Genomic DNA, 24,984 nt, shown 5'->3' with positions numbered 1-24,984 from the left:
TTTTATTCGTCAATAGTATTAGTTTTTTGTCTCCAATTTTCCCATACAAAAGGGTATTTGTAAGTGCATAAATGCGTCTGAGAGAGTCTTTCTTGAATTGATTCTAATCTTTCTTTAGCATCAGATATAAAATCGTGAAATTGAATTTGGAAGTTAATAACTTTTTTTGTTAAACCTAAGTCAATCATTTGTTCTAGCAATTCATACTCCCCCCCCTCTATATTAATTTTCATTATTGCGACAGACTCGATCTTATTCTCAGTGAAAAAATTTTCAACGTCAACAAGTTGAATTTTTGTGCATGAACTACTGGTCTTATACAAAGAAGATTTATTTTGATCTAGAGAAATAAAGTCAGTTCTATTCTCGTTAGACAAGGCTATTGTAAATACACAGATATCAGAGTTGCGATCAAAACGCTTTCTTATTATCTCAGCAAACTGTTGAACAGGTTCTATTACGTATATTTTGCACTGGTACATCGCATATATATCACTTGCCCACTGTCCTTTGTAACCGCCGACATCTAATACTAAAGAGCTTTGATCAATGTTGTCGTATTGCAAACGATAGGTTTCGTCTCCATGATATTGATTCCATAGTGCAACATTTTTTTCAAGCTCACTTTGATAACATTTATCTCCCAATTTTAAAAGCTTAGCCGCGACAAACCTGAGACCCTTTCTAAAAAATAATCTGGATTTAATTAAAGTATTATTTAGCATTGTCAATAATAAATTTTTTGGCAATATATTTAATCCTGACAACTTTTCTGAAGCTTTCAGGAAAAATGGTGTTTTTGGATTTTTTGGTTTGTGTGTTGATTTTTTTTAGCCTATTTGTAAGCATTGAAAACAAATTATATTTATAGAGAGTCATATTTCTCGATATTTCTATATAATTTTTTGAGTTTTCGTATATGTTGCTATTTATGATCTTAGCAACTTTTAAAAACTCAGTCATATTAATTCTAGAAAACGACTCTTCTGGAAAATATTTTTCTAAATTAGGGCACCCCCAATAAATTGGATATGCTCTTCCTAGATATGTATCTGTTAGTTTTTCTGTGAAGTAGTCATCAACGAAACTGTTCTCCATGACCAAATGATACTTATATGGCGCGATTGCGTCCCATTTATCGGCTATCTCATTGAACCCGCGGCCAAAGATATCTACGGTATCGCCGAGCTCTTTTATTAATTTTTCGACAAAAACTAATCGCTGCCTATGTCCTTGAGTAAGTTTCTTGTTTGAAACAACCACCGATAAAAGTTTATTTTTGACTACCTTACTATTTTGGTAAGAAATCAATTTATCATAATCATACAGCGTCTCGTATTGCCCTTGTTTCTGTTTCACTCCTAGCATCCATGGTAATGATTGTTGCATAAGATGATTATTAGGATGTTTAATGGCTTTATTACAGGAAATAACTAATGAAAATTGGTGTAGAAATTGTGAAGCGTAAGTTTTAATGTCGGGGGGTTCTGATGCAATAAATATTATATTATCTTTCGGACAGGTTACAGTTTCGGGCTTTAACAATCCATCATATACAACCCAATAATCACAATCGGTGACCGTGTCATCATCTACGTAGAACTTGTAGTCATTCCATTCTCCTCTCCATTTTGGTGTCTGTCGCAAAATAGGCCAAGCTGGAAATGATGTTGTTAGTTTTACTTTGATCATTTTGAAGCAACTACATTTAGAGAAATCGGTATTTCGCCAATCCGTGCAAAAGATGCATCAACTGGCGGAAAATCTTCCATCTTTGCTCGTTCAAATCTTTCGACATTCGAAAAACCAGCATCTTTCAAGTATCGTCGTAACGTTTGAAATGAGTATCCATAAAAATGAAAATCGAATCGATTGACCTGACCACCAAAAATTACATCACATGCGAGATCAGCTACTAATTGCGAGTTTTTCTCCTTGTCATAACCTGACAGATTTTCTAGATAGATTTTGCTTAATATTTCGAGATCAGGAACACAGATATATGCCTTGCCTCCTTGAGATAGTACTCGACTCCATTCATTAAGGACTGAAAGAGTTTTTTCTCGTGGGATATGTTCAAAAATATGTGATGCATAAATATAATCAACAGCGCCATCTCGAAGGTGTATCTTCTCCAGCCCTGCAACTACGTCACAATAGGTAAAGGGATTTCCATCGATATTGAGATAATTCGGAATAATAGTACCACCTGACCCGAGATTGAGACCTTTAAACTTTTTGCCAGATAGCTTATATAGCCAGAAATTATAGGCGATCGAATTAATGAACTTTTTGAACGGGGAGATTAATCCTATCCAACGAAGCCATGGAAAAACGTAGATAATTTTTCTCTTTATTTTTTTTAAAATATTCATAATTTATTTATAAGCCATTGTTGTGGCATTAATATGAATGAATGAAACGTTTCGTTGATGTGGCCTTGATTGAATTTATGTGGTTGCAATATGCTAATTTCTTTATGTATATTGTTTTTATCCAAATAATCTTTAATTCCGTATCTGCTTGCATGCAAAATCACTTTATAGTTGCCAGGGAAGAGTAATTTTGGTGGCACTGTGAGTTTTACTTCGTATTTACCTAAGTCAATAAATTCATTTTTTGGTTCCCAATCAGCCAAAAAAGATCGAAAAATGGTCTCTCCCGTTACTAGTTTTAAATAAACTCCAATTCTGAATGCAGTTAGAGGCTCTAATAATTCAAAAACGATGTTTATATTAAATGATTTGTCGCCATCAACATGATCAACCGGGGCTCCTCCTTGATTTATATCAAACTCATGAATAATTAATTCTTCCTTCTGTGCGGGCAACGCCATTTTATTACAATTGTCGCTCTTCAAATATTCCAGAGTCACGTGAGATACGTTACCCATAGCGATTGCACATCCATTATGAAGCAATAGAGCTTTGCTACATAAATTGCTAATGGCCGCCATATTGTGGCTCACGAATAAAACCGTTCTTCCGATTTTACTTACCTCATTCATCTTTCCTAAGCATTTTGCCTGAAACTCAATGTCGCCTACCGCCAGTACTTCATCTACAACTAATATTTCTGGATCCAGATGCGCAGCCACTGCGAAAGCCAATCGCACATACATCCCACTGGAATAGCGTTTGACCGGAGTGTCCAGAAACTTTTCGATTTCGGCAAATTCGACGATTTCATCGAATTTTCTTTTTATTTCGGCTTTTCGCATGCCGAGGATTGCGCCGTTTAAATAAATATTTTCACGGCCGGATAATTCGGGATGAAAGCCGGTACCGACTTCCAGCAGGCTGGCGACGCGGCCTTTTAGAGTGACTTTGCCGGTGGTCGGTGCGGTGATGCGGCTGAGTATTTTTAATAACGTGGATTTACCGGCGCCATTGCGGCCTATGATGCCGACCTTGTCGCCTTGTTGAATTTCGAAGTTTATGTCTTTTAACGCCCAGAATTCCTCTAAGTCAGTTTCCTCGGTATTGGGTTGCAATGGGTGCATCAGGCGGTTAGCCATGGATTTAACGCCATGGCTTAAACTATCGCGCAACGTTTCGTAGCGCGCCTCTTTCTCGTGACCAATCAGGTATTTTTTGCCTAGGTTTTCGACTTTGATGACGGTTGTCATAGTTGGTTATACTGGAATTTTAGCCGCGCGTTTATTTGCGCCGAGGATAATGGCGTCAACATAAATATGCTATTGCTCGTTTAAAATAGTGTGAAGTTCGGCGCAGTTGTAGGAGGCATCGTCTATTCATTCATATTTGGACTAATTTGATGTAAGTGACTTCGTCGATACTTTTGAAGAAAGCTGTTTTGCAATAGAGTTCATATGTCTTGTAACGCGATTAAGCCTTTAGCAGCAAACTTAAGCAATCCGGTATATGCTGCATTTTTTATTAACGCTCTAATTATTTCCGGCTCGATATTGAGATAATCGTGTACTAGAGCATTTCTCATGCCGATAATTTTACGCCATTCTATATCATTGATTCCCTCAATCCCCTGCTGGGATAGTTTTTCGAAAGCTGAATAGGCATCGGCGGGTGCCGTTTTATATAAAGTATAGTTCCAGTGTTTGGCAATGCTAATACACGCTTCGATTAATATTTGCAACGTTCGTTCTGCAGCCCGATATTCATATCGATTTAAATCTCGCTGGCTAATTATATCGGTTAAACCTTCTAACTCGCTTTGTAATTCACCGAGATGCTCGCGCATCGATAAAATATAAGGATTATCCATTAATAGCGTACCGATTTTGGTAATGGTATAAGTAATCTATTTCCCATTTCGACATGATGCGTTGCTGCTCTTGCAATTGCCTGGCTGGATTTTTACTGAGTAGTAATTCGCCATGTTGCAGTACGGACATGGCTATTGGTATAGGGGCAGTAGCTATGTCCAAAATACTTAATTGGTTTTCATGCAGGTCTAGTTTATTCTGCCACTCTAAAGCGAGTAACTCGGGCCTTAATCGGCGTTCAATAATATCCTGTTCCCAGGTTTTAAAGGCAACGGCTAAATCAATATCGCTTTTTTCATGCGCAATTCCTTTGGCATGCGATCCATAGAGCCAGAGCAATTCTATATTGTCGTTTGCTTTTGTTAACTGAATTAACCGGATTTTGATTTTTTTGAAATTCATAAATTAAAGTAACGATAAACCGAACAAAATATATTCATAGGTAATTGGACTTTTTCTTTTCCGGGTTTACGGAAGCGTAAACTAAAACAGAAGTATCTTCCACCAATACAATTATTTTGGCGTGTCTGTTTACAAGTTTTTCGTAATTTTTTAATTCGATATATTTATTTTTTATGTCTGTTCCAAATTCTATGGCGTACATCGTTTTGTCTCCCTATGAGTGGTAAGCCGTTCAATCTCCTGTCGTTCCCAGGTTACGGCGTTCCAGGCCGGAAAGACGTGGCTTTTAGGTTTTGATCTGAAGTTTTTTTGAACGCAGTCCTTTGGCTTATTAACTCAATGCCGCCAGTAATGCACCGCAAAAAACATAGACAAGCCAATATTGTGGCGTTTTGTGTGCTTCCGGTCTTCGATCGGAGCTGCATCTGTTGGTCTTTGGCTCATTCCAATAAAGATTCTATGGTGTCCGCTAAGAAAATGCGTTCGGCCCAGTGTTCCAGTTGTTCGGTATCGGCTTGCTGTAGTTTGAGTTCAGCCCAGTTTGGTAGTTCGCTGTATTTCAAGCGGATCTGTTTGGTCAGCAAGCGAACCGCTTCTTGCTTTTGGCCTTCTTTACGACCTTCTTCCAGGCCTTCTTTACGACCTTCGTTTAGGCCTTCGATTTTCCACTGCAGGGTCCAATCTGTCATGCGTTCGGCTAACATGGCGTCTACCTCGTTAAGTTCTTGATATTCGGGGATGCTTTGCTGTTTGAATCTTACGCGCAATAAACGGCTTAGCCAAATGGCAAATCCGCGGCGGATTTGTTGGTATTGCGGCGATTTGAGTAGTTGGTGCAAACATTGAATGCGTTCACGCATTTCATCCGGGGTGTTGCAAAATTCCAGTGCGATCAAATGACCGACCAAATTATCCGGATGCCGTTGACTATAGTCTTTCGGCGTGGTTTTTTCCTGTAGCAGAAAGTAACTCAATCGCGGCGTGAATGCGCCGAGGGCCGGATGAACCGGATCGATCAGCATTTCAATTGCAACCGGTCCGCTCCAATCGGATGAGCCGTTGTAAATGACGATAGGCAGCACGGGAGGCAGTTTGTCACCTTTTTTCAGTGATTGCGAGCGAACGATATCCTGATATAGCAGCCCCATATAGACCATGACACGGTTGGCCATAAAATAATCATCACTGGATTGAAACTCCAGCAACAAGTAAAGATACAGCCAAGTGTCCTTAAATTTTAGCCGCCAAATGCAGTCGTCGTGACGTTGGCGTAAATCGTCGGTCGTAAAACCGGCTTTGTACGGCTCTAAAGTGCCGAAGTCGATGCTGTCCAGCCATTCGGGTTGTACGAACCCGGTGATTAAATCTTGTACTAAGCGCGGATGGCTGAACAATAGTTTGTAGCCCGTGTCGTGAGGCATTGCGGGTTCGGCGGTCATGCTGCTAGTAAACGATGTCGTCAAATGGTGTCGGCAAACTGTTTTTCGGTTTTTGAATAATAGTTCAGTCCTAGCAAAAACAACAGAAGCGACACGCCGATAGACAAATAGAATCCTTGCAAATGAAGCGCCGATGCGTCGCCGGAGACCATCCAACGAAATCCGTCGATGACGCCGACCATGGGGTTCATCGAATAGAGCAAGCGCCATTGGTCCGGGATGATTTGGCTGCTGAATCCGACCGGCGATATATAGAGCCCCATTTGCACGATAAACGGAACGATAAAACGGAAATCCCGGTATTTCACGTTAAGCGCGGCGATTAGATAGCCGAGCCCTAGTGCGGCCATTCCTGCTTGAATCAAGAACAAAGGCATCAGTGCCAGATATAAGCTGGGTACAAACCGGTAATAGATCATCAAACCCATCAAAATGACGAACGAGATGATGAAGTCGATTAGATTAACGAAGACGGGCGCGGTGGGAATGATGATGCGCGGAAAATAGACTTTGCTGATCATCGCCGAATTGTTGACAACGGCGTTAGCGCTTTCGCTTAAAGTCGTGGCAAAAAAGTACCACGGTAACATTGCAGTAAACACCATGATTGAATAGGGTGCTTCGCCTTCCGTCGGGAGTTTGGCGAGTTTCCCGAAGACGACGGTAAAGACGGCCATGGTCAGTAATGGTCTTATTACGGCCCAAGCGGCACCGATGGCGGTTTGTTTGTATCGGACTTTGAAATCCCGCCAGGCCATGAAATAAAATAAGTCGCGGTATTCCCACAGTTCTCGGCCGGATTCGCCAAGGGTTTTATGCGGGGTGATGATGATTTCTCGTTGAATGGTCATTCTGATATTGGATCAAAGATTTTCGGTGGCTGCGTTGGTTTTCCGTGAGAAACAATACCGGTGTCTCCGGGAACGGTATTTTACAGCGCGAAGGAATCCGCTATTCCGGCTCAAACTCCATCAAATAACCGCAATGGTCGGAAACCTGTCCGTAATCCCAATCGGTGAAAAGAACTTTTGCCGACTTAACCTTTAGCTCGGCGGTTTTATTCAGAAAAATATAGTCGATGCGGTAGTCATCCGCCAATAATTTGCCCCAGTGAGGATCGTTAACGCGGAATATTTTTTCAAACAGACCTTGATGATTGGCGGCCAAATATTGATCTTCGTATTGGTTACCGTTGACGACTTGTTGGTAACCAATGGAACCGGCGGCAATGTTGAAGTCGCCGCACAGCATCGTAGCCTTGGTATCTTCGGTTGACTGACTCTCGGCCCAATCGGACAAATGCTGAAATTGATGTTGAAATCCGTCCTCCCACCAGCTCAGATGCGCGGAAAATACGTTGATCGCCCCCATGTAGGGCACTTCTATTTGAGCCATGACGACTTTACGGGAGCTGATGCTGTATGGATCTTGACTATCCGATACATAGCGGGATTGGGTATTTTGCAGCGGATAACGGCTTAAGATCGCAACGCCTTCGCGGTACTTGTCGAAGCCCAAATGCGACCAGTCGGTATAAAGATTCATCGGCCGCTTTAGTTTTTGATTGATGATATTGGCCGCATTGGAGGGCCAATCGCCGTTACCGTCATTCCAATGTTCCGCGACTTCCTGAAAGCAAACCACATCTACGGCTTGCTCGTTAATGGCCTTGGCTATTTGCGAGAATTTGTAGTCCTGTTGCTGTTCCTGATAACAATGCAGGTTTAATATCATTACCCGTAACGGTTCACGGCTGATGCGGTAGTTTTTCCCTAAATTATTGTCCCAAAGCTCCTGAAATGGCGTTTTACAATGAATGCCGTACTCAAGCGCAAACACTTCGCCGACTTTTAGGCGAGCAGCCCAGATCTGCGCCCCTTGTTGCTTTTGTCGCTTATTGCGATGACATTTGGTTTGTTGACTCGTTCGCCAGTTATCGTTAGTCCAATGCAGCTCGACATTGTCTGCGCGATAGGCCGGATTTATAGCAATCTTAATTTGTACGAATTGCTGTTTATCGTCTATATGCTGTTTGAAGCTCAGATTTTGCAGCGGCAAATCGCCGATTAGCGTTAAACCGCTACCCTGCCGGCAATGGTGATTCCAGCCATCGTTGTTATCCCAGGCTTCGTCGGTATCGGAACGCAATCGCAGAGCAAAGCAAACATCGCCCGGCAACTTTTTACCTGATTTGGCGCTTATCGTAACGCGCGCCTGCCAATATTCTTGATGTTCGCCGCGAGGCCCCTGATAATCGGCCGCCAAGGTATGCCAGATACCATCATGGCCGCTCCAGATAACATCGACCTGTTTGTGGTAATCGGGACTTTCGACCGCTATCAGAAACTGCAAGACTTGTTGATGACCATTTTTTTTTCGGGTCAGAGTGTTTTCGACCGCCAGCAATTCAATTTTAGCCATTGCCTACCCCTTGCGTTCCGAAACGCTGTATTCACGAAAATCAATGTCGGGAAAGATGTCGTCCATAATTTCCAGTGCCGCTAGATAACGCTCGTCTATCCTGTTTTTGCGTATGCAATCGTGTAGATAATTGAAACGTGCCAAGTGATCGGTCAGACGTTTTCTCGCATACTCCGCCGTAGTGCCGGATTTCAGAATAAAAGGCCAGTCCGAGGCCTGCGCCAATAATAACGAGCGTGCGGCCTGGTTAAGTGCGCGTTGTTGCAATTCGTTGACTTTAAAGCCTTGCAAATCGCTTGCTAACTTTTCCATTTCCTGACCGGCTTTATGCAACAAAGGATATATCCAGTCGTTGGTTTCATTCAACCAGTAATCGGAATAGCCTTGATCTCCCCATGTCGAGGCTGACGGCGTCGCTTGCTGTTGGTTTGGGAACAGTTCCAGATAATCGCCGCAGCTGACTGTCTGAAGGCGGCTGTCGCTTTGGTTGGCCAGACGTAGAACCTGCTCAAGCCAGAAGGGGCCTTCATACCACCAATGCCCGAACAATTCCGCATCGTACGGGGCCACGATGATGGGGGGGATGTCCATTTCCGGAACCAGCATTTCTGTCTGTTGCCGGCGCTTACCGATGAAATCTTCCGCATGTAACTTGGCTTTGGCCAGAGCCTTATGGGGGTCGTAAATATCTTTACGATCCACATTTCCTGTGACACGGTGATATTTGATGCCGGTATTGATGCGCGTCTTGCCGTCGAGAATATAAGGACCGATATAATCCAGTGGCAAATCGAAACCGATATCCCGGTAATACTCCCGATAATCCGCATCGCCGGGATAACCTTCCGTCGCACTCCAAACCTGTTGCGAGCAAGCCGGATCACGCCCGAATGCCATTACGCCGTTACCGCAGTCCAGCGGAGCATAGACGCCAAAGCGCGGCGGCTGGCCGGCGTCAAGAATACCGTGGCTGTCGACAAAGAAATATCGAATGCCATTGTCTTTTAGCAGCGTTTCTAAGCCAGGATAATAAGCACATTCGGGCAACCAAAATCCGTTGGGGCGAAAACCGAAACGTGCTTGGAACGTATCGAGACCGATTTTAATTTGGGTTTGAACGGCTGTTTGGCTAACATTTAATAAGGGTAAAAATCCATGGGTCGCGGCGGTTGTGATCAATTCCAAGCTACCGCTACGCTGATGCTTTTCAAAGGCGGCCAGCAAATCGCATTGATAGTGGTTTTGGTAGCAGTGCATGGCTTCCAGGCAATCGGCGTGATAGCGTTCCGAAAGCCCGCGAATCTGAGATTGATCCTTAGTGCGTGCAATTTCCTTTTCCGTCAACTCCAGTAAGCGGTTTAAATGGCGTAAATACCGATTCCGCAATAAATCATCCTGTAACATCGTGATCAATGTCGGTGATAGCGATAAAGTCAGGCGACAAGTCTGCCGATCTTGCTGCAATCGGTCCAGCATCATGATCAACGGCAAATAGCAGCCGGTAATCGCTTCGAACAGCCAATTTTCTTCAAAAAAACTATCGTGTTCCGGATGATGCACATAAGGAAGGTGGGCATGCAGAACGATACTAAGATAGCCGGTATTCATCGTTTCGGTTCTTTCCTTGGCCTGACGCACTTTTGCCGGTGGACGAAGCATGGTTTACGGACATCATCAACTGTATGACAGGACCCGATTGTTGATGGCGCGCTTGAGGCGATGGACAGGGAGCCGCCGTATTGGAATATACCAGTGGAATAAATGTACGCTCGCCTCTATTTTCGCCTATCACCGCCCGAAACTTAAAAGGAGTTGAATCGGGGACAGGTTCGGATAAATAAATATCCTGATGGCCGTCGTCATTAGTAATATCGACATCCAGCCAGCTTGCCGGCGTACTGCCGGGTACGACCTCTTCCGCATTCGTTTCAGGCTGAGTATAGATTCTCAAGGTCATCGGTTGCTGTTCAATGCGATTAAGCGCCGTGCTAAGCCGGCGCTTGGAAATACGCCAATAAGCATGTAATCGTCTTGGCGATATTGCCAGTAATACCAGCCTGGATTGCCCGCTATTTCGGGTAGGCGCGTATTCCCGGATGATTTGTCTACTGATATCCAGTAACTCCTGTGGGGAAAACTGTGTAGTCGGCGAACGCGTTGCCCGACTCGCGAAGAAGCGTGGCGAAAAATCACGACTGATAGCCTGACTGATGCCGTACATCTCTTGCCGTGACAGTGGGAGACGGGGACGAGACTTGGAAGACTTTGACGGCATTATATCAGTTTAAAAAAATCGTTTAGTTGATTCGGATTAGATCTGCCAAATGAATTAAAAATAAAATAAACGCCAGGTGCAAAATTCGCGTAAAACTCTACCTGTTGCGGATAATTTACGCAAGATAACCGCTTCTTTCGCTACGATTGCAGTAAAATCGCCTATAACCAAACGCTTTCACTTCAATTCATGCATAAAAAGTACACATTGAGACCGGGCAGTCCTTATCCGCTTGGTTTAAACGTCGGCGAGGATGGCGTCAATTTTGCGATTTCCAGCCGGCATGCTACGCATGTCGAACTATTACTGTTTAATCATGCCGATAGTCGACAACCGTTTCAAATCATACCCTTGCAAAAGGACGTCAATCATACTTTCTTCTCCTGGCACGTGTTTGTTGAACATTTGCCCATAGGCACTTGGTATGCTTGGCGGATAGACGGGCCATCGGTGACTCGCGAATCAGGCTTGCGTTTCGATCGTGACAAGCTACTGCTGGACCCTTGGGCAAGAGCGGTTAGCGACAAACTTTGGCAACGCAGCGCGGCCTGTTTGCCCGGCGATAACACGCCCTATTCCATGCGTGCCGCGGTAGTCGACAACAATCATTATGATTGGGAAGGCGACACAACGCTGGCAATCCGTAGCGAAAAAGCCATTATATACGAGTTGCACGTGGGCGGTTTTACCCGCCATTCGTCTTCCAATGTCAAACATCCCGGTACTTTTGCCGGTTTGATCGAGAAGATTCCTTATCTACAGCAACTCGGCATTACTCATGTGGAGTTGTTACCGGTGATGGCGTTCGATGAGCAAGACGTGCCTGCGCATACCGCGGAACTGGGACTCAAGAATTATTGGGGTTACAGCACCCATAGTTTTTTTAGTCCGCATCCGGGCTATTGTGTGACGCCGGAACAAGCCACACATATCGGAGAATTTCGTAATTTAGTCAAAGCCTTGCACCAAGCCGGTATCGGCGTGATTATGGATGTGGTTTTTAATCATACCTCCGAAGCCGGTTCCGAAGGGCCGGTCATTAACTTTAAAGGCATCAACGGCAATAGCTTCTATTTGACCGACAAATACGACAAACGCATTTTCCACGATTACACCGGCTGCGGTAACACCGTTAACGCCAATCACCCGTTGGTCAGTCATTTTATTATCAGTTGTTTGGAATACTGGGTTAAGGAAATGCATGTCGACGGCTTTCGTTTTGATTTGGCCAGTGCGTTGGCGCGGGGCGAGGAAGGCCATGTCATGCAGGACCCACCTGTGCTATGGGGCATAGAACTATCCCAACAATTGGCTAAAACCAAGCTGATCGCCGAAGCCTGGGATGCATCGGGTTTATATCAAGTCGGGAGTTTTCCGGGATATCGCTGGGGCGAGTGGAACGGCATGTACCGCGATGCGATACGTCGATTCCTGCGCGGCGATGCGGGTGTCGCCAACGAGGTGGCTACCCGGCTTTGCGGCAGCAGCGATTTATATGAACGCCAAGGACGTCTTCCCATCAGCGGCATCAATTTCGTTACCTGCCATGACGGTTTTACCTTGAACGATTTGTTTAGCTATAACGAAAAACACAATCAGGCTAACGGTGAAAACAATCGGGACGGATGCAATCACAATTTAAGTTTTAATTGCGGCGCCGAAGGTCCTACCCAAGACATATCCGTATTGGCCCTGCGCCGTAAACAAGTAAAAAACGCATTTGCTATCCTGCTATTGAGCCATGGCGTGCCCATGTTGTTGGCTGGCGACGAGTTTTTACATAGCCAAAAAGGTAATAATAACTGCTATTGTCAGGACAATGAACTTAGCTGGCTAGATTGGGAAGACAGCAAGCGCAATGCGGACATATTGCATTTTGTGCAACGAATGATACAGCTTAGAAAACGCCACCCGTCTCTGATGCGCCGTAATTTTCTCACCGGCGCTATTATAGAAGACAGAGGCATTGCCGATATTACCTGGCATGGCTTGGAACCGGGCCAACCGCCCGAATGGAACAACCCTGAAAACCGGATTCTGATTTTCACGTTGGCCGGTATGGGTCCGGACGACGCCGATCTGCATGTCGTCATGAATATGTCCGACAGTCAGCAATATGTACATTTACCCGCGATAGACAATAGGTCCTGGTGTTTGGCAGTCGATACTTCCCTGGGAGCGCCGGATGATATCGTCGTTCCGGAAAAGCAAAAGCCGATCGGTAAAACTAGCTACCTGGTCGATGCGCATTCGGTAGTGGTATTCGAAAACACCAGGACTCATTCGGTATCCGCTAATAAAGGCATCGGTTTTTTCTCACTTTGAAACAGGTCCTATCGCCGAACCTGAAGCCGCATTTATTAGGAGCGTAGTCGAGGAGAAATCTGCGGATTTCACCAGCGACCGATAGCGCGCTATCCGGCATCAGCTTCCGATGTAAGCGAGCATGTCTTTCAACCGTTCTAGCGGGCCTCGCATGCCTTCGCCGTCGCCGGTTTCAATATGATGGCTGAGGGTATAAATCAAATCGACAATGTCTTCCTTATCCTCGGCCGACACCTTATCGAGCGATAGTCTGGCCTTGGCTATGACTCTCCTGGCTTCGTCCCCCAGAGCCGTTTCCGCAGCCGCCACTGATTCGCCGAACAAGCCTTCGATGCGTTGCTTGGCATCGGCGAGCACCTCCGGCGCGAAACGGGATATCGCATTGTTGATCGTAATGGATTTTTCATTACCGGTGGCTTTTTCCTGCGCAGAAACGTGCAAGATGCCGTCCAAGTCAAGCTCTAAGGTCACGGTTATGACGTTGCCGGCCGCTACGTTTTGCAAACCCTCGATCTTGAATTCGCCGATTTCTATATTATTTAACGCGTCCGGGTCTTCGCCTTGAAAAATCCTGACATCGACCATGCGCTGGCCGTCCTTATGCGTCATGAAGGCTTCGGATTTGCGCACCGGCAGCACGCTGTTCTTGTGGATGATGGGAAAGAACTGGTATGGATAAGGCATGCCGTCCAGATAACCCATCGCGCTGGTGCCGTAGGTATACGGCGTCACGTCGACCAGCACCGCGTCAACGGCATGACCGGCGATCATGGCCGCTTGCATGGCCGCCCCCATCGCCACACATAAATCCGGATCGACCTCGCCGTGCGGCTCGAAACCGAACTCGTCGGACAAACGTTCACGTATGCAAGGCGTGCGGGTCGAGCCGCCGACCAGGATGATTTCGTCGATATCCGATATTGCCAGCTTCGCCTCTTTCAAAGCGATCCGCACCGATTCCATAGTCTTATCGACGTAGGCGCCGATCATGTCTTCGTAGGCCGAACGCGCCAGCTCCAGGTTCAGGTGTATGGGTATGCCTTTGTGCTCCAGCAGATATTCCTCCGCGATCTGAGCATAGGGTTCATCGGACATCTGTAATTTGGCCTGTTCGGCGGTGCGCGCGATGCGGGCCAGGGCTTTGCTGTGAGGTTCGACATCCAGGCCGTGCGTTTGGCGCAGATGCTTCAAGATATGCTCGACGATCAGCTGGTCGAAATCGTCGCCGCCCAGGTGATTATCGCCATGGGTGGACAACACTTCGACTACGCCGTCCTGCACATCGACCACCGATACGTCGAAAGTGCCTCCGCCCAAGTCGTAAACCAACAGACGCTTGGCTTCCGCATTGAGGCCCCGGTACACCAAGGCTGCCGCGGTCGGCTCGTTGATCATGCGCACGACTTCCAGGCCCGCGATTTCGCCTGCTTCGCGCGTGGCACGGCGTTGGGCGTCCGAAAAATAAGCCGGTACGGTAATGACGGCTTTATGAACCGGTTTACCCAAATAGCTTTCGGCGATCGTTTTAAGCCGCTTCAAAATAATCGCCGATATTTCCTGAGGAGTGTAGTTGTGGCCGGCCATGGCAACCCGTATATCCTGCCCCATCAAACGCTTGATCGATTTAACGGTGCGTTCCGGATACAGCAAATACTGGTTGCGGGCGGCTTCGCCGACCAATATCTCGCCGCTATCGCCCACGCCGACGAAAGACGGCAGGATTTTGTTGCCGCCATCGGCGATGACGGTCACCTTAGCGTTTTCCACGATCGCCACTTCCGAATTCGTGGTTCCCAGATCGATACCGATGATGATGTCATTCATAGCAATCCTTTAAGATTCGAGTTTGTTGACTTTGACTTCGGCCAAGCGCAGTACGCGATCTTCGAGCATGAAACCCTTACGTAGTTCCTCCAACACGATACCCTGGCCGAATTTCGGATCGCTGCCGATGGCAATGGTATTCATGGTTTGCGGGTCGAAGGGCTTGCCGACGCAAGCCATCGGATAGACCTTGCGGCGTTTAAGCATGAGTTCGAAACGCTGCAATGTGAGTCGTTGGCCTTGAAGCAGACTTTCGATGAAGCGCACGTCGCGTTTTTTCGAATGGTTGAACAGCGAATCGACCGGCCGGTAGTTTTGCAACGCCATATATCCGTCGGCGAGCCTGTCGTATACATCCAACCATTCCATCAACATGGCCCGTTGCGTTTCGAATGTTTGCCGGCCTAAGCGCTCGCCGACCAAGGTCAGTTCGTTTGTCAAAGCCAGATTATCGGTTCTAAGCGTATCCACGGCTCCGCTCAAGGTATCGAGTGCAGCCTTGAATTGGAGCGACTCGGACTTGACTTCGGCTTTTAGCTCGGCCAAATCGCTGAACAACGCCGCCAAGTCCGGCTGATCGACGGCAAAGGATTGAGCGAACTCGCTCTCCTCTACATATTGCCGCAAGGCTTTGAGCAAAAGGGCTTGAAGGTCTTCGTCGGCCATAATGGTTAACGCCCTGATTTCGCAAGTGCGCTATTGACGGATTCTTCGGCGAACAGCTGCATAAAGTCTCCCGGCGCCATGGCTTGAGCCGGTGTTTCACGCCTGAACGCATCATCGAGCAATAGTTCGAACTCGATGTCGGGCAAATCAAACAATGCGTAATGCAAACGGCTTTCTTCGTCCTTGATCAATTCATACGCTTGCCGGATGCGCCTGAACTGCAATTGATCGCAATCCGGCGGATGGCGTTTGGCCAATTGCAGATAAGCCTGTTTGATTTCGGCATCGGCCGCATCTTCTCCGACGCCAATGATTTGGTAGGGCGTGTGCTTAAGCATGGTCAAGATAAAGTGTGCGTAAAACGGGCCACGACGTCCTTCATAGCGACGCCGATGTCGATCTGCAATTGTTCAGCCGCCTCTAATAAAGCGGCCGACGCAAAAAAATCGGGATCGTCAAACAATAATCTTAAAGTCTGTATATCGTTGGATGCGGCATATCGGCGCATGGCTTGTTCCGCGAATTGCACGGGGTCGGTTTCCAGCATGATGTCCCGAACTTTTCGCTCGAGTTTTTCCATCGCTTCGGCCGGTATATGCCCGAACAAGGCTTCGTAGAGGTCTTCGCTCTGCGAATGGCTGTCGACCGCCGAAACCTCCTGCTTGAAGACAAATGGATCGGAAGCGATTTGACTCCGCTCTATCAAACGGCCAATCAGCAAAACCGCCTTGGAATCGTTTTCAGCGCGCGCCTCTGCCATCGCGTTTTGTAACTGAAACAGCGTGATATGATCCAAGCGGCTGACGTCGCCGTGACAGCCGGCAAGGGTTTTGTAATATAGCCAAATCGGTTTTTTGTCCGGCTCGCCTGCCAGCGCCACGCAATGCCTCAACAGATCGAAATGGCCCACGCGTTCCAACACGCCGCACCAGGACAGCATTAGCGCCTCATTCTTTGCCAACCTTGCGATGCTATGTTTGACTGGTTTCCCAATCTGATTCAAAGCCTCCGCCAAGCAATTACCACCTATGCTCTGTTCATCATAATATTCGATTAAGGCAATCAGGTGTTTTAGTTGCCGGCTAGTCAATTCCGCATCTTCAACAGGCAACGAAACCGGACAGGGTCGGTTCAACAATGCCGATTCCATTAAGAGCTGAAACTGCTTGCTAACCGGATCGTCACCGAGTTTTTCCAAGGCATCGATGGTCTGTTTGTCGAATTGCCCGCGTTCTTGCACCGGCCGGCAATAAACGCCTCGCAGCAAATCGAGTTGAGCCCGCTGCTCTTTCTCGACTATACACTGCTCCGCGCTTTGTAGCCGTTCTTCGGCCGCCGCATAATTTTCGCTGCTGATTAAACGGCGGGCCTGTGCGACGTAATCGCCGAACAACTGCTGTTTTGCCGTTTTATTGGCCGGATCGATGTTCAATAAAGCCCGCGCATATTCGCGGATTTGTCCGATTGATTTGCGTTTGGCGGCCGACTTAACGGCGTTGACTAGAATGTCGACATCATGCGGAAAACCTTTCAGGCTTCGTTCCAACCAATGTTCGTATTGCGCCGAATCGGGCTGCTCCAGACCGTAAAACGTTAAGATCCCGAGATAGCTTTCTTTATGCGCCGCATCGTAGTCCAAGCTTTCGACCAATAAATCGACCGCCTCTTCGCGCGGGACAAGCGCAGCCATATGCCGCAGTATCATGGCTATTTTCCGATTTTCAGTTGTGCCATTCCCTTGCAAGATTTCGATGCATCGGCGCCAGTATCGCTGAGCATCATGGCTATTCTTTGCCTTTTCGCACAGCAAAGCATGGATCCGGTTTTCTTCGAAAGCGTTCGCAGTGCCGAAATAGTTTAGATAGTCTTGAAAGCCGTCCGGGTAATGCGCCAACCGGCCCAAACAAAAAGCCTGAGCCGCTTCTGGCCCGAATAAACTCCTATATTGCAAAGCCAGATAGAATCGTACCTTATCCGTCAGCCAGCCACTCTCCCCGCTCACGGTTTCGACGAGTTGTATTTGATTGGCCGACAAGCCGCAGGCAATCGCAACGACGCGGCGGTGATGGGGTTCGAGCTTCGCCAGACTGGCGACCAATTCAGCGCCGGCTTGTAGAGAAGCAATGGCCGCATCGGCCGCGGATCGATAGGGCGAGGACTCGGGGATTTTCGACAATTGCGCTTCAGCCGGGTCGGGACAAAGTTGCGCCCTAAGGAGAATGCGAAAATCGCGGAAGGCGGATCGATAGGGCAAGCTTTTTAAGGCCTGCTTGCAAGCCTCGAAACGACCATCGCGATACGCGGCGAGCGCGGCTTTCACGAATTGCCAATGGCGGAATAATGCGGAATCCGGCGGCAAATGCGAGGCCAGCGCCGTGTTGCCGGATACCAACAAAAAGCCCAACAAGACCGCCAACTCGGGAAATTGGTGATCCAATTGCGCGGCGCCCAGCTTTTCCAAAGCCGGATAGGCTTTCGAAAATTCTCGTTCCGCCAATAGCCAGCTTATGTATTTATCTTGGGCGACCAGCGGCGTTTGGGCATAAGCGGCATAGGCTTCCCACAATGGCCCGGCCTGCTTGAGCCTGCCTTGACCGGCCGTATTCAATGCCCATTGCAAATAACATTGGGCTAATTGATCGCGATAGTCGGAATTATCCGATCGATTGAGTAATTCTTTGAATAATTCAGCTGCTTGCGGATAGCGTCCCGCTGCAAAAAGCTTACGCGCCTTTTGCAGTAAGTCGGATTCCTCGGCGGACAGACCGGAAACGGATTCGTTCATTGCGGCACTGTTTTCCCTATTGGTTCAAGGGCATTAAAAGCGATACGATGCCAAATAGGCTTGGCTTACAGTAGCACCATGTTGTCACGATGGATAAGCTCGGCCTCATCGGCATAGCCTAGAAGCTTTTCAAACGCGCCGCTGGGTTTACCGGCTATCTTTGCAGCTTCATCGGCGCTGTAATTAATCAAGCCGCGCGCAATTTCACGTCCTTGCAAGTCGCGGCACGAGACTAAGTCACCGCGTTGAAAACGCCCCTGCACCGACTTGACGCCGACGGCCAGCAAACTTTTTCCGGCCGTTTTCAGGCTGAGCACAGCCCCGTCGTCCAGCGTAACGCTGCCTTTGACCTGCAGCCGGCCGGCCAGCCATTGTTTTCGCGCGGCCAAGGGTTCCAGCGTCGGAAGCAAATACGTGCCTAATTCCTCGGCTTCAAACACCCGTTTGATAACATCGTCCAACTTGCCGGAAACAATGACCGTTGCCGCGCCGGAGCGAGCGGCCAAACGGGCGGCTCTTACCTTTGTGTACATGCCGCCGCGCCCTAAGCCGCTGATGCTGCCGCCCGCCACTTCATCCAGCAGGCTTTCGTTAACGCAAATCTCGGAAATCAGTTTGGCGTCCGGATTCAGGCTAGGATTGGCGTCAAACAGACCCAGTTGATCGGTCAGTATGATCAGCAGTTCGGCTTCGACTAGATTCGCGACCAATGCGCCCAGCGTGTCGTTGTCGCCGAACCGGATTTCTTCGGTCGCCACGGCGTCGTTTTCGTTGATGACCGGTACGACGCCGAATTTCAGCAAGGTCAACAAGGTACTGCGCGCATTCAGATAGCGCTGCCGGTCGGACAAATCGTCGTGAGTCAGCAAGACCTGCGCAGCCAATAAACCGTGACCGCCGAATTCATTCTCGAAACACCTGACCAAGCCCATTTGGCCTACCGATGCGGCGGCCTGTAATTCATGCAGGGTCTTGGGACGCGCCTTCAGCTTCAAACGACTGACGCCTTCCGCGACCGAACCCGACGACACCAGCACCACATCGACGCCTTGTTGCCTAAGTGCCGCCATTTGTTCGACCCAGGCCCGGATGGCGACTTTATTTAAGCCTTTCCCGCCATCGGTCAATAAGGAGCTGCCGATTTTGACGACAACACGCTTGGATTTGCGAAAATCACTCCGGCTCACCGCTCAGCTCCCGCTCCTCTGCTTGTCGTTCCGCTTTGCGTTGCTCCAGGAAAGCCATAATCGCGTTCATCAGCTCCTGAGTGCCTTGGTTCTTTAATGCCGAAATCTTGAATACCGGACCTTCCCAAGCCAATTCGTCGATTATGGCCTGGCAGTGTTGATCGAGCTCGTCGTCCGGCACATTATCGATTTTGTTAAACACCAGCCAACGCGGCTTTTCCGCCAGTTCGTCGCTCCATTTTTCAACTTCATGAACAATTTTCCGGATTGCCGAAACCGGCGTTTCATCAGTCTCGTAAGGAACCACGTCCACCAAATGCAACAGCAAGCCCGTGCGGGACAAGTGCTTCAAAAACTGTAAACCTAGGCCCGCTCCATCGGCCGCGCCTTCGATGACGCCAGGAATGTCGGCGATCACGAAACTGCGCATTTCGTCGATTCGCACCACCCCCAAATTCGGGTGCAAGGTGGTGAATGGGTAATCGGCGACTTTTGGCCGGGCGGACGACACCGCTCGAATCAAACTGGATTTGCCGGCATTCGGCATGCCGAGCAGGCCGACATCGGCGATCACCATCAATTCCAGGTGCAGAACCCTGTGCTCGCCGGGCGTGCCTTTAGAAGTTTGCTGCGGCGCCCGATTAATACTGCTTTTGAACCGGGTATTGCCCAAACCATGAAAACCGCCTTTGGCCACCAGCAATTGCTGGCCAGGCTTGGTCAAGTCGCCGATTTTCTCACCGGTATTGGCTTCATAGACGATGGTACCGGGCGGAACGGCCACCATGCAATCGTCGCCTTTTTTGCCGGTACAGTTACGGCTGCCGCCGTTTTCGCCACGCTGAGCCCTATATACTGAATGGTAACGAAAATCCACCAAGGTATTGACGTTTTCAGTGGCAACCAGATAAACGCTACCGCCGTCCCCGCCGTCCCCGCCGTCCGGCCCGCCTAAAGGAATATATTTTTCACGGCGAAACGAGGCCTTGCCGTTACCGCCGTCACCTGCTTCCACGCGGATTTCCGCTTCATCAACAAATTTCATATTTACCGGTAGTTAGCGATTTCCCGGGAACGATCAACCAAACTGTTCGAATACTATTGGCTTATCAGTCGCCCAAACAAAAAAGCCCCGCTAAAAACGAGGCTTTTCCTGTCGCTTGTGCCATCAGCACAGCTAACAATTTTATGCGGATGCGATGCTGATGAATTTACGATTTTTCGGGCCTTTTTCTTCAAAAACCACCTTACCGTCAATCAACGCGAATAATGTGTGGTCTTTGCCGACACCTACGTTATCGCCGGCATGAAATTTGGTGCCGCGTTGACGAACCAAAATATTGCCTGCTTTAACCACTTGACCACCGAACCGTTTCACACCCAATCGCTGGGCATTAGAATCGCGACCGTTGCGAGTACTGCCGCCTGCCTTCTTATGAGCCATTTTCTAAACCTCGTGTGTTATGCAGAAATACCAGTGATTTGGACTTCCGTGTAATATTGACGGTGCCCCATTTGCTTCATATGGTGCTTACGTCTTCTGAATTTAATGATTCTGACTTTTTTGTGTCTGCCTTGAGAGACTACCGTCGCAGTGACTTTGCTGCCAGGGACAAAAGGTTGACCGACTTTTACAGCGTCACCTGATTGAACCATAAGCACTTTGTCGAACTCTACACTGTCGCCGGCGCCCAACTCAAGTTTTTCGATTTTTAAGGTAGTACCCTCTGCGACACGATACTGTTTACCACCTGTTTGAATTACCGCATACATCGCGCAAGCTCCATCAAGCATAATCTGTTAAAAGTGAACATCGGATTATATTTTTAAACGCATTGACAGTCAAACCAATTTTGCAGCCGACCGGGTTATTTGAATCGGATTCCGTGGTACTATTGACACCAAACAACATTATACATAGCATGGCCGCCACTTTATCCCCAGCCTTGCGCTTTCTAATGAATTTTTAATACACCTCATGACAGCAACTCAATCAACTGCCGATTCGGTAACCATCGATTTCGATTCGATCAAAAATTTGACCGCAGCCGAAACCAAGGCTGTCGATCAATTGATACTTAACGAGCTGAGCTCGGACGTGGTATTGATCAACCAAATCGGTCACTACATCATCAGCAACGGCGGCAAACGCTTACGACCCATGCTGCTACTGCTAGCCGCGAAAGCTTTGGGCAACTTTGACGACCACCACTTAACCCTGGCAGCCGTGATTGAGTTTATTCATACAGCTACGTTATTGCACGATGACGTTGTGGACGAATCCGAGTTGCGCCGCGGCAAAGAGTCCGCTAACGCGGTTTGGGGCAATGCGGCCAGCGTCCTGGTCGGCGACTATTTGTATTCCAGCGCTTTCGAAATGATGGTCCGCACCAACAACATGCGAGTGATGGACATCATGTCCAAGACCACCACCGCTATTGCGGAAGGCGAAGTGCTCCAACTTTTAAATTGCAATAATCCGGATACCACCGAAGAGAAATATCTGGAAGTCATCGCTCGCAAAACAGCGATTTTATTCAGCACCGCGACCCGGTTAGCCGGGGTAATTTCGGGCGCCGCCCCGGACGTCGAAGAGTCGCTAGCGATTTACGGCCAACAACTAGGCGTCGCTTTTCAATTAATCGATGACGCCCTGGATTACAAAGCGAGTAAAGAAGAGCTGGGTAAAAATCTAGGTGACGATTTGGCGGAAGGCAAACCGACGCTGCCGCTAATATATGCGATTGAGCATAGCACCCCGAAACAAGCTCAAATCGTCATAGACGCCATACGCCAAGGCTCTCGTGAGGCATTTAACGAGGTTTATGCCGTAGTCAAGACCAGCAATGCGATTGAATACACCGAACGATGTGCAGACCAAGCCGCCGAGAGGGCCATCGCCGCGTTGGATTGCCTACCGGATTCGAAATACAAAACCGCGCTTGAACAGTTAGCCCGTTTTTCGGTACAACGCGGCCATTAGCCGAGCTTTCGCCAACACCTCAGCCAATCGCCGGATATTATCGATCGCATCCAAATGGTATTTTTAATTTGTCCGGCATTTGCTCAGAAAACGCTCGCTGCGCGCTTTCCTCCCGACAATTCGACTAAAAAGCGCGCGCATGCAGCAAGCAAGTCTCTATCGAACAGTAATTTAACCCGCTTTACCGGCTTCGCCGACACCTTCCTTGCAATAGTTAGCCGCTATCAGCAGTCTTGGAAATCATCAACACCAACGTTCCAACTTTCCCGCACCGCCGAAACCGCAATAATCCCTGAAGCGATCACACATCACCCAAAAACCATTGATTTTCAAGGCTTTTAATCGCCCGGATATTGGATTAAGCTTGCAATTGGCCCAATTATCATTTACCGTACGCAATCACCATAAGGCTAGGGGTGCTTTCGTGCTGGGGGATTTTGCACAAAGCTGAGAAAAACCCTTCGAACCTGAACCGGTTAATGCCGGCGTAGGAAAGCCAAACCTTCCCTGCGCTCGCGATTTATTGATATTTTTGGAGATAAGCATGAGCGCTGTCCGCAATGAAATTACTACCGATACCGGCAGTAGCGTAAGAATCGATTCCTACCCCGCGTCCGAGAAAGTCTATATTCCAGGCAGTCGTCCCGACATTCGAGTGCCGATGCGCAAAATCAATCTGTCGGACACTCCGGCCCATTTCGGAGCGGAGAAAAACCCGCCGATTTTCGTTTACGACACCTCCGGCCCTTATACCGACCCCAATATCGATATCAATCTCCATGCCGGCTTGGGTTCCGTACGTAGCGCATGGATCGAGGAACGCGGCGATACCGAATTGCTGAAAGGCCCGAGCTCTGAATTCGGCTTGGAGCGCCAAAACGACCCTAATACCGCTCATTTGCGTTTCGATCACATCCGCAAGCCTCGCAAAGCCAAGGCCGGGCAGAACGTCACCCAGATGCACTACGCCCGTCAAGGCATCGTCACGCCGGAGATGGAATTTATCGCGATCCGCGAGAACCAGAATCTGGAAGCGATGCGCGACCGTTACCAAGGCCAGCACCCCGGATTTTCCTACGGCGCGAACATCCAATCCTTCATTACGCCGGAATTCGTCCGTGACGAAGTCGCCAGAGGCCGCGCGATCATCCCGGCCAACATCAATCACCCGGAACTGGAGCCGATGATCATAGGCCGCAACTTCCTGGTCAAGATCAACGGCAACCTGGGCAATTCGGCGATCACCTCTTCGATCGAGGAAGAAGTCGAAAAAATGCTGTGGGGCATACGCTGGGGCGCGGACACCATCATGGACTTATCCACCGGCAAAAACATCCACGAAACCCGCGAATGGATTTTGCGCAACTCGCCGGTACCTATCGGCACCGTGCCGATTTACCAAGCCCTGGAAAAAGTCGACGGCAAGGCCGAGGAACTAACCTGGGAAATCTTCCGCGACACACTAATCGAACAAGCCGAGCAAGGCGTGGATTATTTCACCATCCACGCCGGCGTGCGTCTGCACCACGTGCCGCTGACCGCCAAACGCCTGACCGGCATCGTCTCGCGCGGTGGCTCGATCATGGCCAAATGGTGCTTGGCTCACCACACCGAGAGCTTCCTCTACACCCACTTCGAGGAAATCTGCGAAATCATGAAAGCCTACGACGTGTCGTTCTCTTTGGGCGACGGCTTGCGTCCCGGCTCGATTTACGACGCCAACGACGAAGCCCAGTTCGGCGAGCTGGAAACCTTGGGCGAACTGACCCAAATCGCCTGGAAGCACGATGTGCAAACCATGATCGAAGGCCCAGGCCACGTACCGTTGCAAATGATCAAGGTCAACATGGACAAGCAACTCGGAGATTGCTTCGAAGCACCGTTCTATACCTTGGGCCCACTGACCACCGACATCGCCCCCGGCTACGACCACATCACCTCGGCGATCGGCGCCGCCAATATCGGCTGGTACGGCTGCGCGATGCTGTGCTACGTCACCCAGAAAGAACATCTGGGACTACCCAACAAGCAGGACGTGCGCGAAGGCATCGTCACCTACAAAATCGCCGCGCACGCCGCCGACTTGGCCAAAGGCCACCCCGGCGCGCAAATCCGCGACAACGCCATGTCCAAAGCCCGTTTCGAGTTCCGCTGGGAAGACCAATTCAACTTGGCGCTGGACCCGGAAAAAGCCCGCTCATTCCATGACGAAACTTTGCCGAAAGACTCCGCCAAGGTCGCTCACTTTTGCTCGATGTGCGGCCCGCATTTCTGCTCGATGAAAATCACCCAGGATGTGCGTAATTATGCCGCCGAAAAAGGTTTGGAAGACGAAGAAGCCTTGAAAAAAGGCATGGAGGAAAAATCCAAGGAATTCCTCGAAGAAGGCGCAGCCATCTATCACCAGGTTTAACCAGCAAAGAGGTCGGTT

23 protein-coding genes and 1 riboswitch are annotated in these 24,984 nt (G+C 48.6%); of the genes, 4 read left to right on the top strand and 19 right to left on the bottom strand.

Features of this window, described 5'->3' with window-relative positions; all coding sequences use genetic code 11:
• Positions 1-2 precede the first annotated feature (2 nt).
• The 11 genes from ACW73I_RS12190 to ACW73I_RS12140 form a co-directional block, all read right to left on the bottom strand.
• Complete coding sequence (locus tag ACW73I_RS12190) at positions 3-749, bottom strand: FkbM family methyltransferase (RefSeq protein ID WP_458029649.1); 747 nt, start codon at positions 747-749, stop codon at positions 3-5.
• Positions 715-1,692 (bottom strand): glycosyltransferase family 10 domain-containing protein, encoded by a 978-nt coding sequence (locus ACW73I_RS12185; protein ID WP_458029648.1) that lies wholly within the window; start codon positions 1,690-1,692, stop codon positions 715-717. The genes ACW73I_RS12190 and ACW73I_RS12185 overlap by 35 nt, the downstream gene beginning before the upstream one ends.
• Entirely contained in the window at positions 1,689-2,375 is a 687-nt protein-coding gene (locus ACW73I_RS12180; protein ID WP_458029646.1) for a class I SAM-dependent methyltransferase, read from the bottom strand. Before ACW73I_RS12180 ends, ACW73I_RS12185 begins: the two co-directional genes overlap by 4 nt.
• Complete coding sequence (locus ACW73I_RS12175) at positions 2,372-3,628, bottom strand: ABC transporter ATP-binding protein (RefSeq protein ID WP_458029645.1); 1,257 nt, start codon at positions 3,626-3,628, stop codon at positions 2,372-2,374. The genes ACW73I_RS12180 and ACW73I_RS12175 overlap by 4 nt, the downstream gene beginning before the upstream one ends.
• 200 nt (positions 3,629-3,828) lie before the next feature.
• A complete protein-coding gene (gene hepT / locus ACW73I_RS12170) occupies positions 3,829-4,245 on the bottom strand; it encodes a type VII toxin-antitoxin system HepT family RNase toxin (RefSeq protein WP_458029644.1) in 417 nt (138 codons plus the stop codon).
• Positions 4,238-4,648, bottom strand: a complete 411-nt coding sequence (gene mntA / locus ACW73I_RS12165; protein ID WP_458029643.1) for a type VII toxin-antitoxin system MntA family adenylyltransferase antitoxin — start codon at positions 4,646-4,648, stop codon at positions 4,238-4,240. The genes hepT and mntA overlap by 8 nt, the downstream gene beginning before the upstream one ends.
• A 440-nt stretch (positions 4,649-5,088) precedes the next feature.
• A complete protein-coding gene (locus tag ACW73I_RS12160) occupies positions 5,089-6,069 on the bottom strand; it encodes an Rpn family recombination-promoting nuclease/putative transposase (RefSeq protein ID WP_458029642.1) in 981 nt (326 codons plus the stop codon).
• Between the two features lie 38 nt (positions 6,070-6,107).
• Positions 6,108-6,938 carry an ABC transporter permease gene (locus ACW73I_RS12155; protein WP_458029641.1) on the bottom strand — a complete coding sequence of 277 codons (831 nt, stop codon included), beginning with the start codon at positions 6,936-6,938 and terminating at the stop codon, positions 6,108-6,110.
• 100 nt (positions 6,939-7,038) lie between these two features.
• Positions 7,039-8,508: an endonuclease/exonuclease/phosphatase family protein gene (locus tag ACW73I_RS12150; RefSeq protein WP_458029640.1), complete on the bottom strand. Its 1,470-nt coding sequence runs from the start codon at positions 8,506-8,508 to the stop codon at positions 7,039-7,041.
• Between the two features lie 3 nt (positions 8,509-8,511).
• Positions 8,512-10,116 carry a glycoside hydrolase family 57 protein gene (locus tag ACW73I_RS12145; protein WP_458029639.1) on the bottom strand — a complete coding sequence of 535 codons (1,605 nt, stop codon included), beginning with the start codon at positions 10,114-10,116 and terminating at the stop codon, positions 8,512-8,514.
• A complete protein-coding gene (locus ACW73I_RS12140; protein WP_458029638.1) occupies positions 10,097-10,729 on the bottom strand; it encodes a DUF4912 domain-containing protein in 633 nt (210 codons plus the stop codon). Before ACW73I_RS12140 ends, ACW73I_RS12145 begins: the two co-directional genes overlap by 20 nt.
• A gap of 243 nt (positions 10,730-10,972) precedes the next feature.
• On the opposite strand from ACW73I_RS12140, the gene glgX reads away from it, so the two are divergent.
• On the top strand, positions 10,973-13,108 hold the full coding sequence (glgX, locus tag ACW73I_RS12135; protein ID WP_458029637.1) for a glycogen debranching protein GlgX: 2,136 nt from the start codon (positions 10,973-10,975) through the stop codon (positions 13,106-13,108).
• Between the two features lie 99 nt (positions 13,109-13,207).
• Here the strand turns inward: glgX and ACW73I_RS12130 are convergent, their stop codons facing one another.
• The 8 genes from ACW73I_RS12130 to rplU form a co-directional block, all read right to left on the bottom strand.
• Positions 13,208-14,932 (bottom strand): Hsp70 family protein, encoded by a 1,725-nt coding sequence (locus ACW73I_RS12130; RefSeq protein WP_458029636.1) that lies wholly within the window; start codon positions 14,930-14,932, stop codon positions 13,208-13,210.
• Positions 14,933-14,941: 9 nt separating this feature from the next.
• Positions 14,942-15,598 carry a nucleotide exchange factor GrpE gene (locus ACW73I_RS12125; RefSeq protein ID WP_458029635.1) on the bottom strand — a complete coding sequence of 219 codons (657 nt, stop codon included), beginning with the start codon at positions 15,596-15,598 and terminating at the stop codon, positions 14,942-14,944.
• Positions 15,599-15,603: 5 nt separating this feature from the next.
• Positions 15,604-15,936, bottom strand: coding sequence for a J domain-containing protein (locus tag ACW73I_RS12120; protein WP_458029708.1), 333 nt, complete (start codon positions 15,934-15,936; stop codon positions 15,604-15,606).
• Between the two features lie 2 nt (positions 15,937-15,938).
• Entirely contained in the window at positions 15,939-18,383 is a 2,445-nt protein-coding gene (locus ACW73I_RS12115; protein WP_458029634.1) for a tetratricopeptide repeat protein, read from the bottom strand.
• Positions 18,384-18,448: 65 nt separating this feature from the next.
• The gene (gene proB, locus ACW73I_RS12110) at positions 18,449-19,570 is read right to left on the bottom strand and encodes a glutamate 5-kinase (RefSeq protein WP_458029633.1); all 1,122 of its coding nucleotides are present in this window, start codon (positions 19,568-19,570) and stop codon (positions 18,449-18,451) included.
• Entirely contained in the window at positions 19,557-20,615 is a 1,059-nt protein-coding gene (cgtA, locus tag ACW73I_RS12105) for an Obg family GTPase CgtA (RefSeq protein ID WP_458029632.1), read from the bottom strand. Before cgtA ends, proB begins: the two co-directional genes overlap by 14 nt.
• A gap of 141 nt (positions 20,616-20,756) precedes the next feature.
• Entirely contained in the window at positions 20,757-21,014 is a 258-nt protein-coding gene (gene rpmA / locus ACW73I_RS12100) for a 50S ribosomal protein L27 (protein ID WP_458029631.1), read from the bottom strand.
• 17 nt (positions 21,015-21,031) lie between these two features.
• On the bottom strand, positions 21,032-21,343 hold the full coding sequence (rplU, locus tag ACW73I_RS12095; protein ID WP_458029629.1) for a 50S ribosomal protein L21: 312 nt from the start codon (positions 21,341-21,343) through the stop codon (positions 21,032-21,034).
• Positions 21,344-21,548: 205 nt separating this feature from the next.
• On the opposite strand from rplU, the gene ispB reads away from it, so the two are divergent.
• The 3 genes from ispB (at position 21,549) to thiC (ending at position 24,966) form a co-directional block, all read left to right on the top strand.
• Positions 21,549-22,553, top strand: coding sequence for an octaprenyl diphosphate synthase (ispB, locus tag ACW73I_RS12090; protein WP_458029628.1), 1,005 nt, complete (start codon positions 21,549-21,551; stop codon positions 22,551-22,553).
• Between the two features lie 54 nt (positions 22,554-22,607).
• Entirely contained in the window at positions 22,608-22,895 is a 288-nt protein-coding gene (locus ACW73I_RS12085; protein WP_458029626.1) for a hypothetical protein, read from the top strand.
• A 60-nt stretch (positions 22,896-22,955) separates the two neighbouring features.
• A riboswitch (TPP riboswitch) is annotated at positions 22,956-23,064 on the top strand.
• A 33-nt stretch (positions 23,065-23,097) separates the two neighbouring features.
• The gene (gene thiC / locus ACW73I_RS12080; protein WP_458029624.1) at positions 23,098-24,966 is read left to right on the top strand and encodes a phosphomethylpyrimidine synthase ThiC; all 1,869 of its coding nucleotides are present in this window, start codon (positions 23,098-23,100) and stop codon (positions 24,964-24,966) included.
• Positions 24,967-24,984 lie beyond the last annotated feature (18 nt).

The organism is Methylomonas sp. MgM2 (genome assembly GCF_054172045.1).
This window is presented reverse-complemented; position numbering and strand designations above follow the sequence as displayed.

Bases quoted from the DNA above. Each gene is read 5' to 3' on its own strand.
- rplU (WP_458029629.1), bottom strand. From the start codon at position 21,343: ATGTATGCGGTAATTCAAACAGGTGGTAAACAGTATCGTGTCGCAGAG.
- mntA (WP_458029643.1), bottom strand. From the start codon at position 4,648: ATGAATTTCAAAAAAATCAAAATCCGGTTAATTCAGTTAACAAAAGCA.
- ACW73I_RS12085 (WP_458029626.1), top strand. From the start codon at position 22,608: ATGGTATTTTTAATTTGTCCGGCATTTGCTCAGAAAACGCTCGCTGCG.
- glgX (WP_458029637.1), top strand. From the start codon at position 10,973: ATGCATAAAAAGTACACATTGAGACCGGGCAGTCCTTATCCGCTTGGT.
- ACW73I_RS12125 (WP_458029635.1), bottom strand. From the start codon at position 15,598: ATGGCCGACGAAGACCTTCAAGCCCTTTTGCTCAAAGCCTTGCGGCAA.
- ACW73I_RS12160 (WP_458029642.1), bottom strand. From the start codon at position 6,069: ATGCCTCACGACACGGGCTACAAACTATTGTTCAGCCATCCGCGCTTA.
- rpmA (WP_458029631.1), bottom strand. From the start codon at position 21,014: ATGGCTCATAAGAAGGCAGGCGGCAGTACTCGCAACGGTCGCGATTCT.
- ACW73I_RS12130 (WP_458029636.1), bottom strand. From the start codon at position 14,932: ATGAATGACATCATCATCGGTATCGATCTGGGAACCACGAATTCGGAA.
- cgtA (WP_458029632.1), bottom strand. From the start codon at position 20,615: ATGAAATTTGTTGATGAAGCGGAAATCCGCGTGGAAGCAGGTGACGGC.
- thiC (WP_458029624.1), top strand. From the start codon at position 23,098: ATGAGCGCTGTCCGCAATGAAATTACTACCGATACCGGCAGTAGCGTA.
- ACW73I_RS12120 (WP_458029708.1), bottom strand. From the start codon at position 15,936: ATGCTTAAGCACACGCCCTACCAAATCATTGGCGTCGGAGAAGATGCG.
- ispB (WP_458029628.1), top strand. From the start codon at position 21,549: ATGACAGCAACTCAATCAACTGCCGATTCGGTAACCATCGATTTCGAT.
- ACW73I_RS12150 (WP_458029640.1), bottom strand. From the start codon at position 8,508: ATGGCTAAAATTGAATTGCTGGCGGTCGAAAACACTCTGACCCGAAAA.
- ACW73I_RS12155 (WP_458029641.1), bottom strand. From the start codon at position 6,938: ATGACCATTCAACGAGAAATCATCATCACCCCGCATAAAACCCTTGGC.
- ACW73I_RS12175 (WP_458029645.1), bottom strand. From the start codon at position 3,628: ATGACAACCGTCATCAAAGTCGAAAACCTAGGCAAAAAATACCTGATT.
- ACW73I_RS12185 (WP_458029648.1), bottom strand. From the start codon at position 1,692: ATGATCAAAGTAAAACTAACAACATCATTTCCAGCTTGGCCTATTTTG.
- ACW73I_RS12145 (WP_458029639.1), bottom strand. From the start codon at position 10,116: ATGAATACCGGCTATCTTAGTATCGTTCTGCATGCCCACCTTCCTTAT.
- ACW73I_RS12115 (WP_458029634.1), bottom strand. From the start codon at position 18,383: ATGAACGAATCCGTTTCCGGTCTGTCCGCCGAGGAATCCGACTTACTG.
- hepT (WP_458029644.1), bottom strand. From the start codon at position 4,245: ATGGATAATCCTTATATTTTATCGATGCGCGAGCATCTCGGTGAATTA.
- ACW73I_RS12180 (WP_458029646.1), bottom strand. From the start codon at position 2,375: ATGAATATTTTAAAAAAAATAAAGAGAAAAATTATCTACGTTTTTCCA.
- ACW73I_RS12140 (WP_458029638.1), bottom strand. From the start codon at position 10,729: ATGTACGGCATCAGTCAGGCTATCAGTCGTGATTTTTCGCCACGCTTC.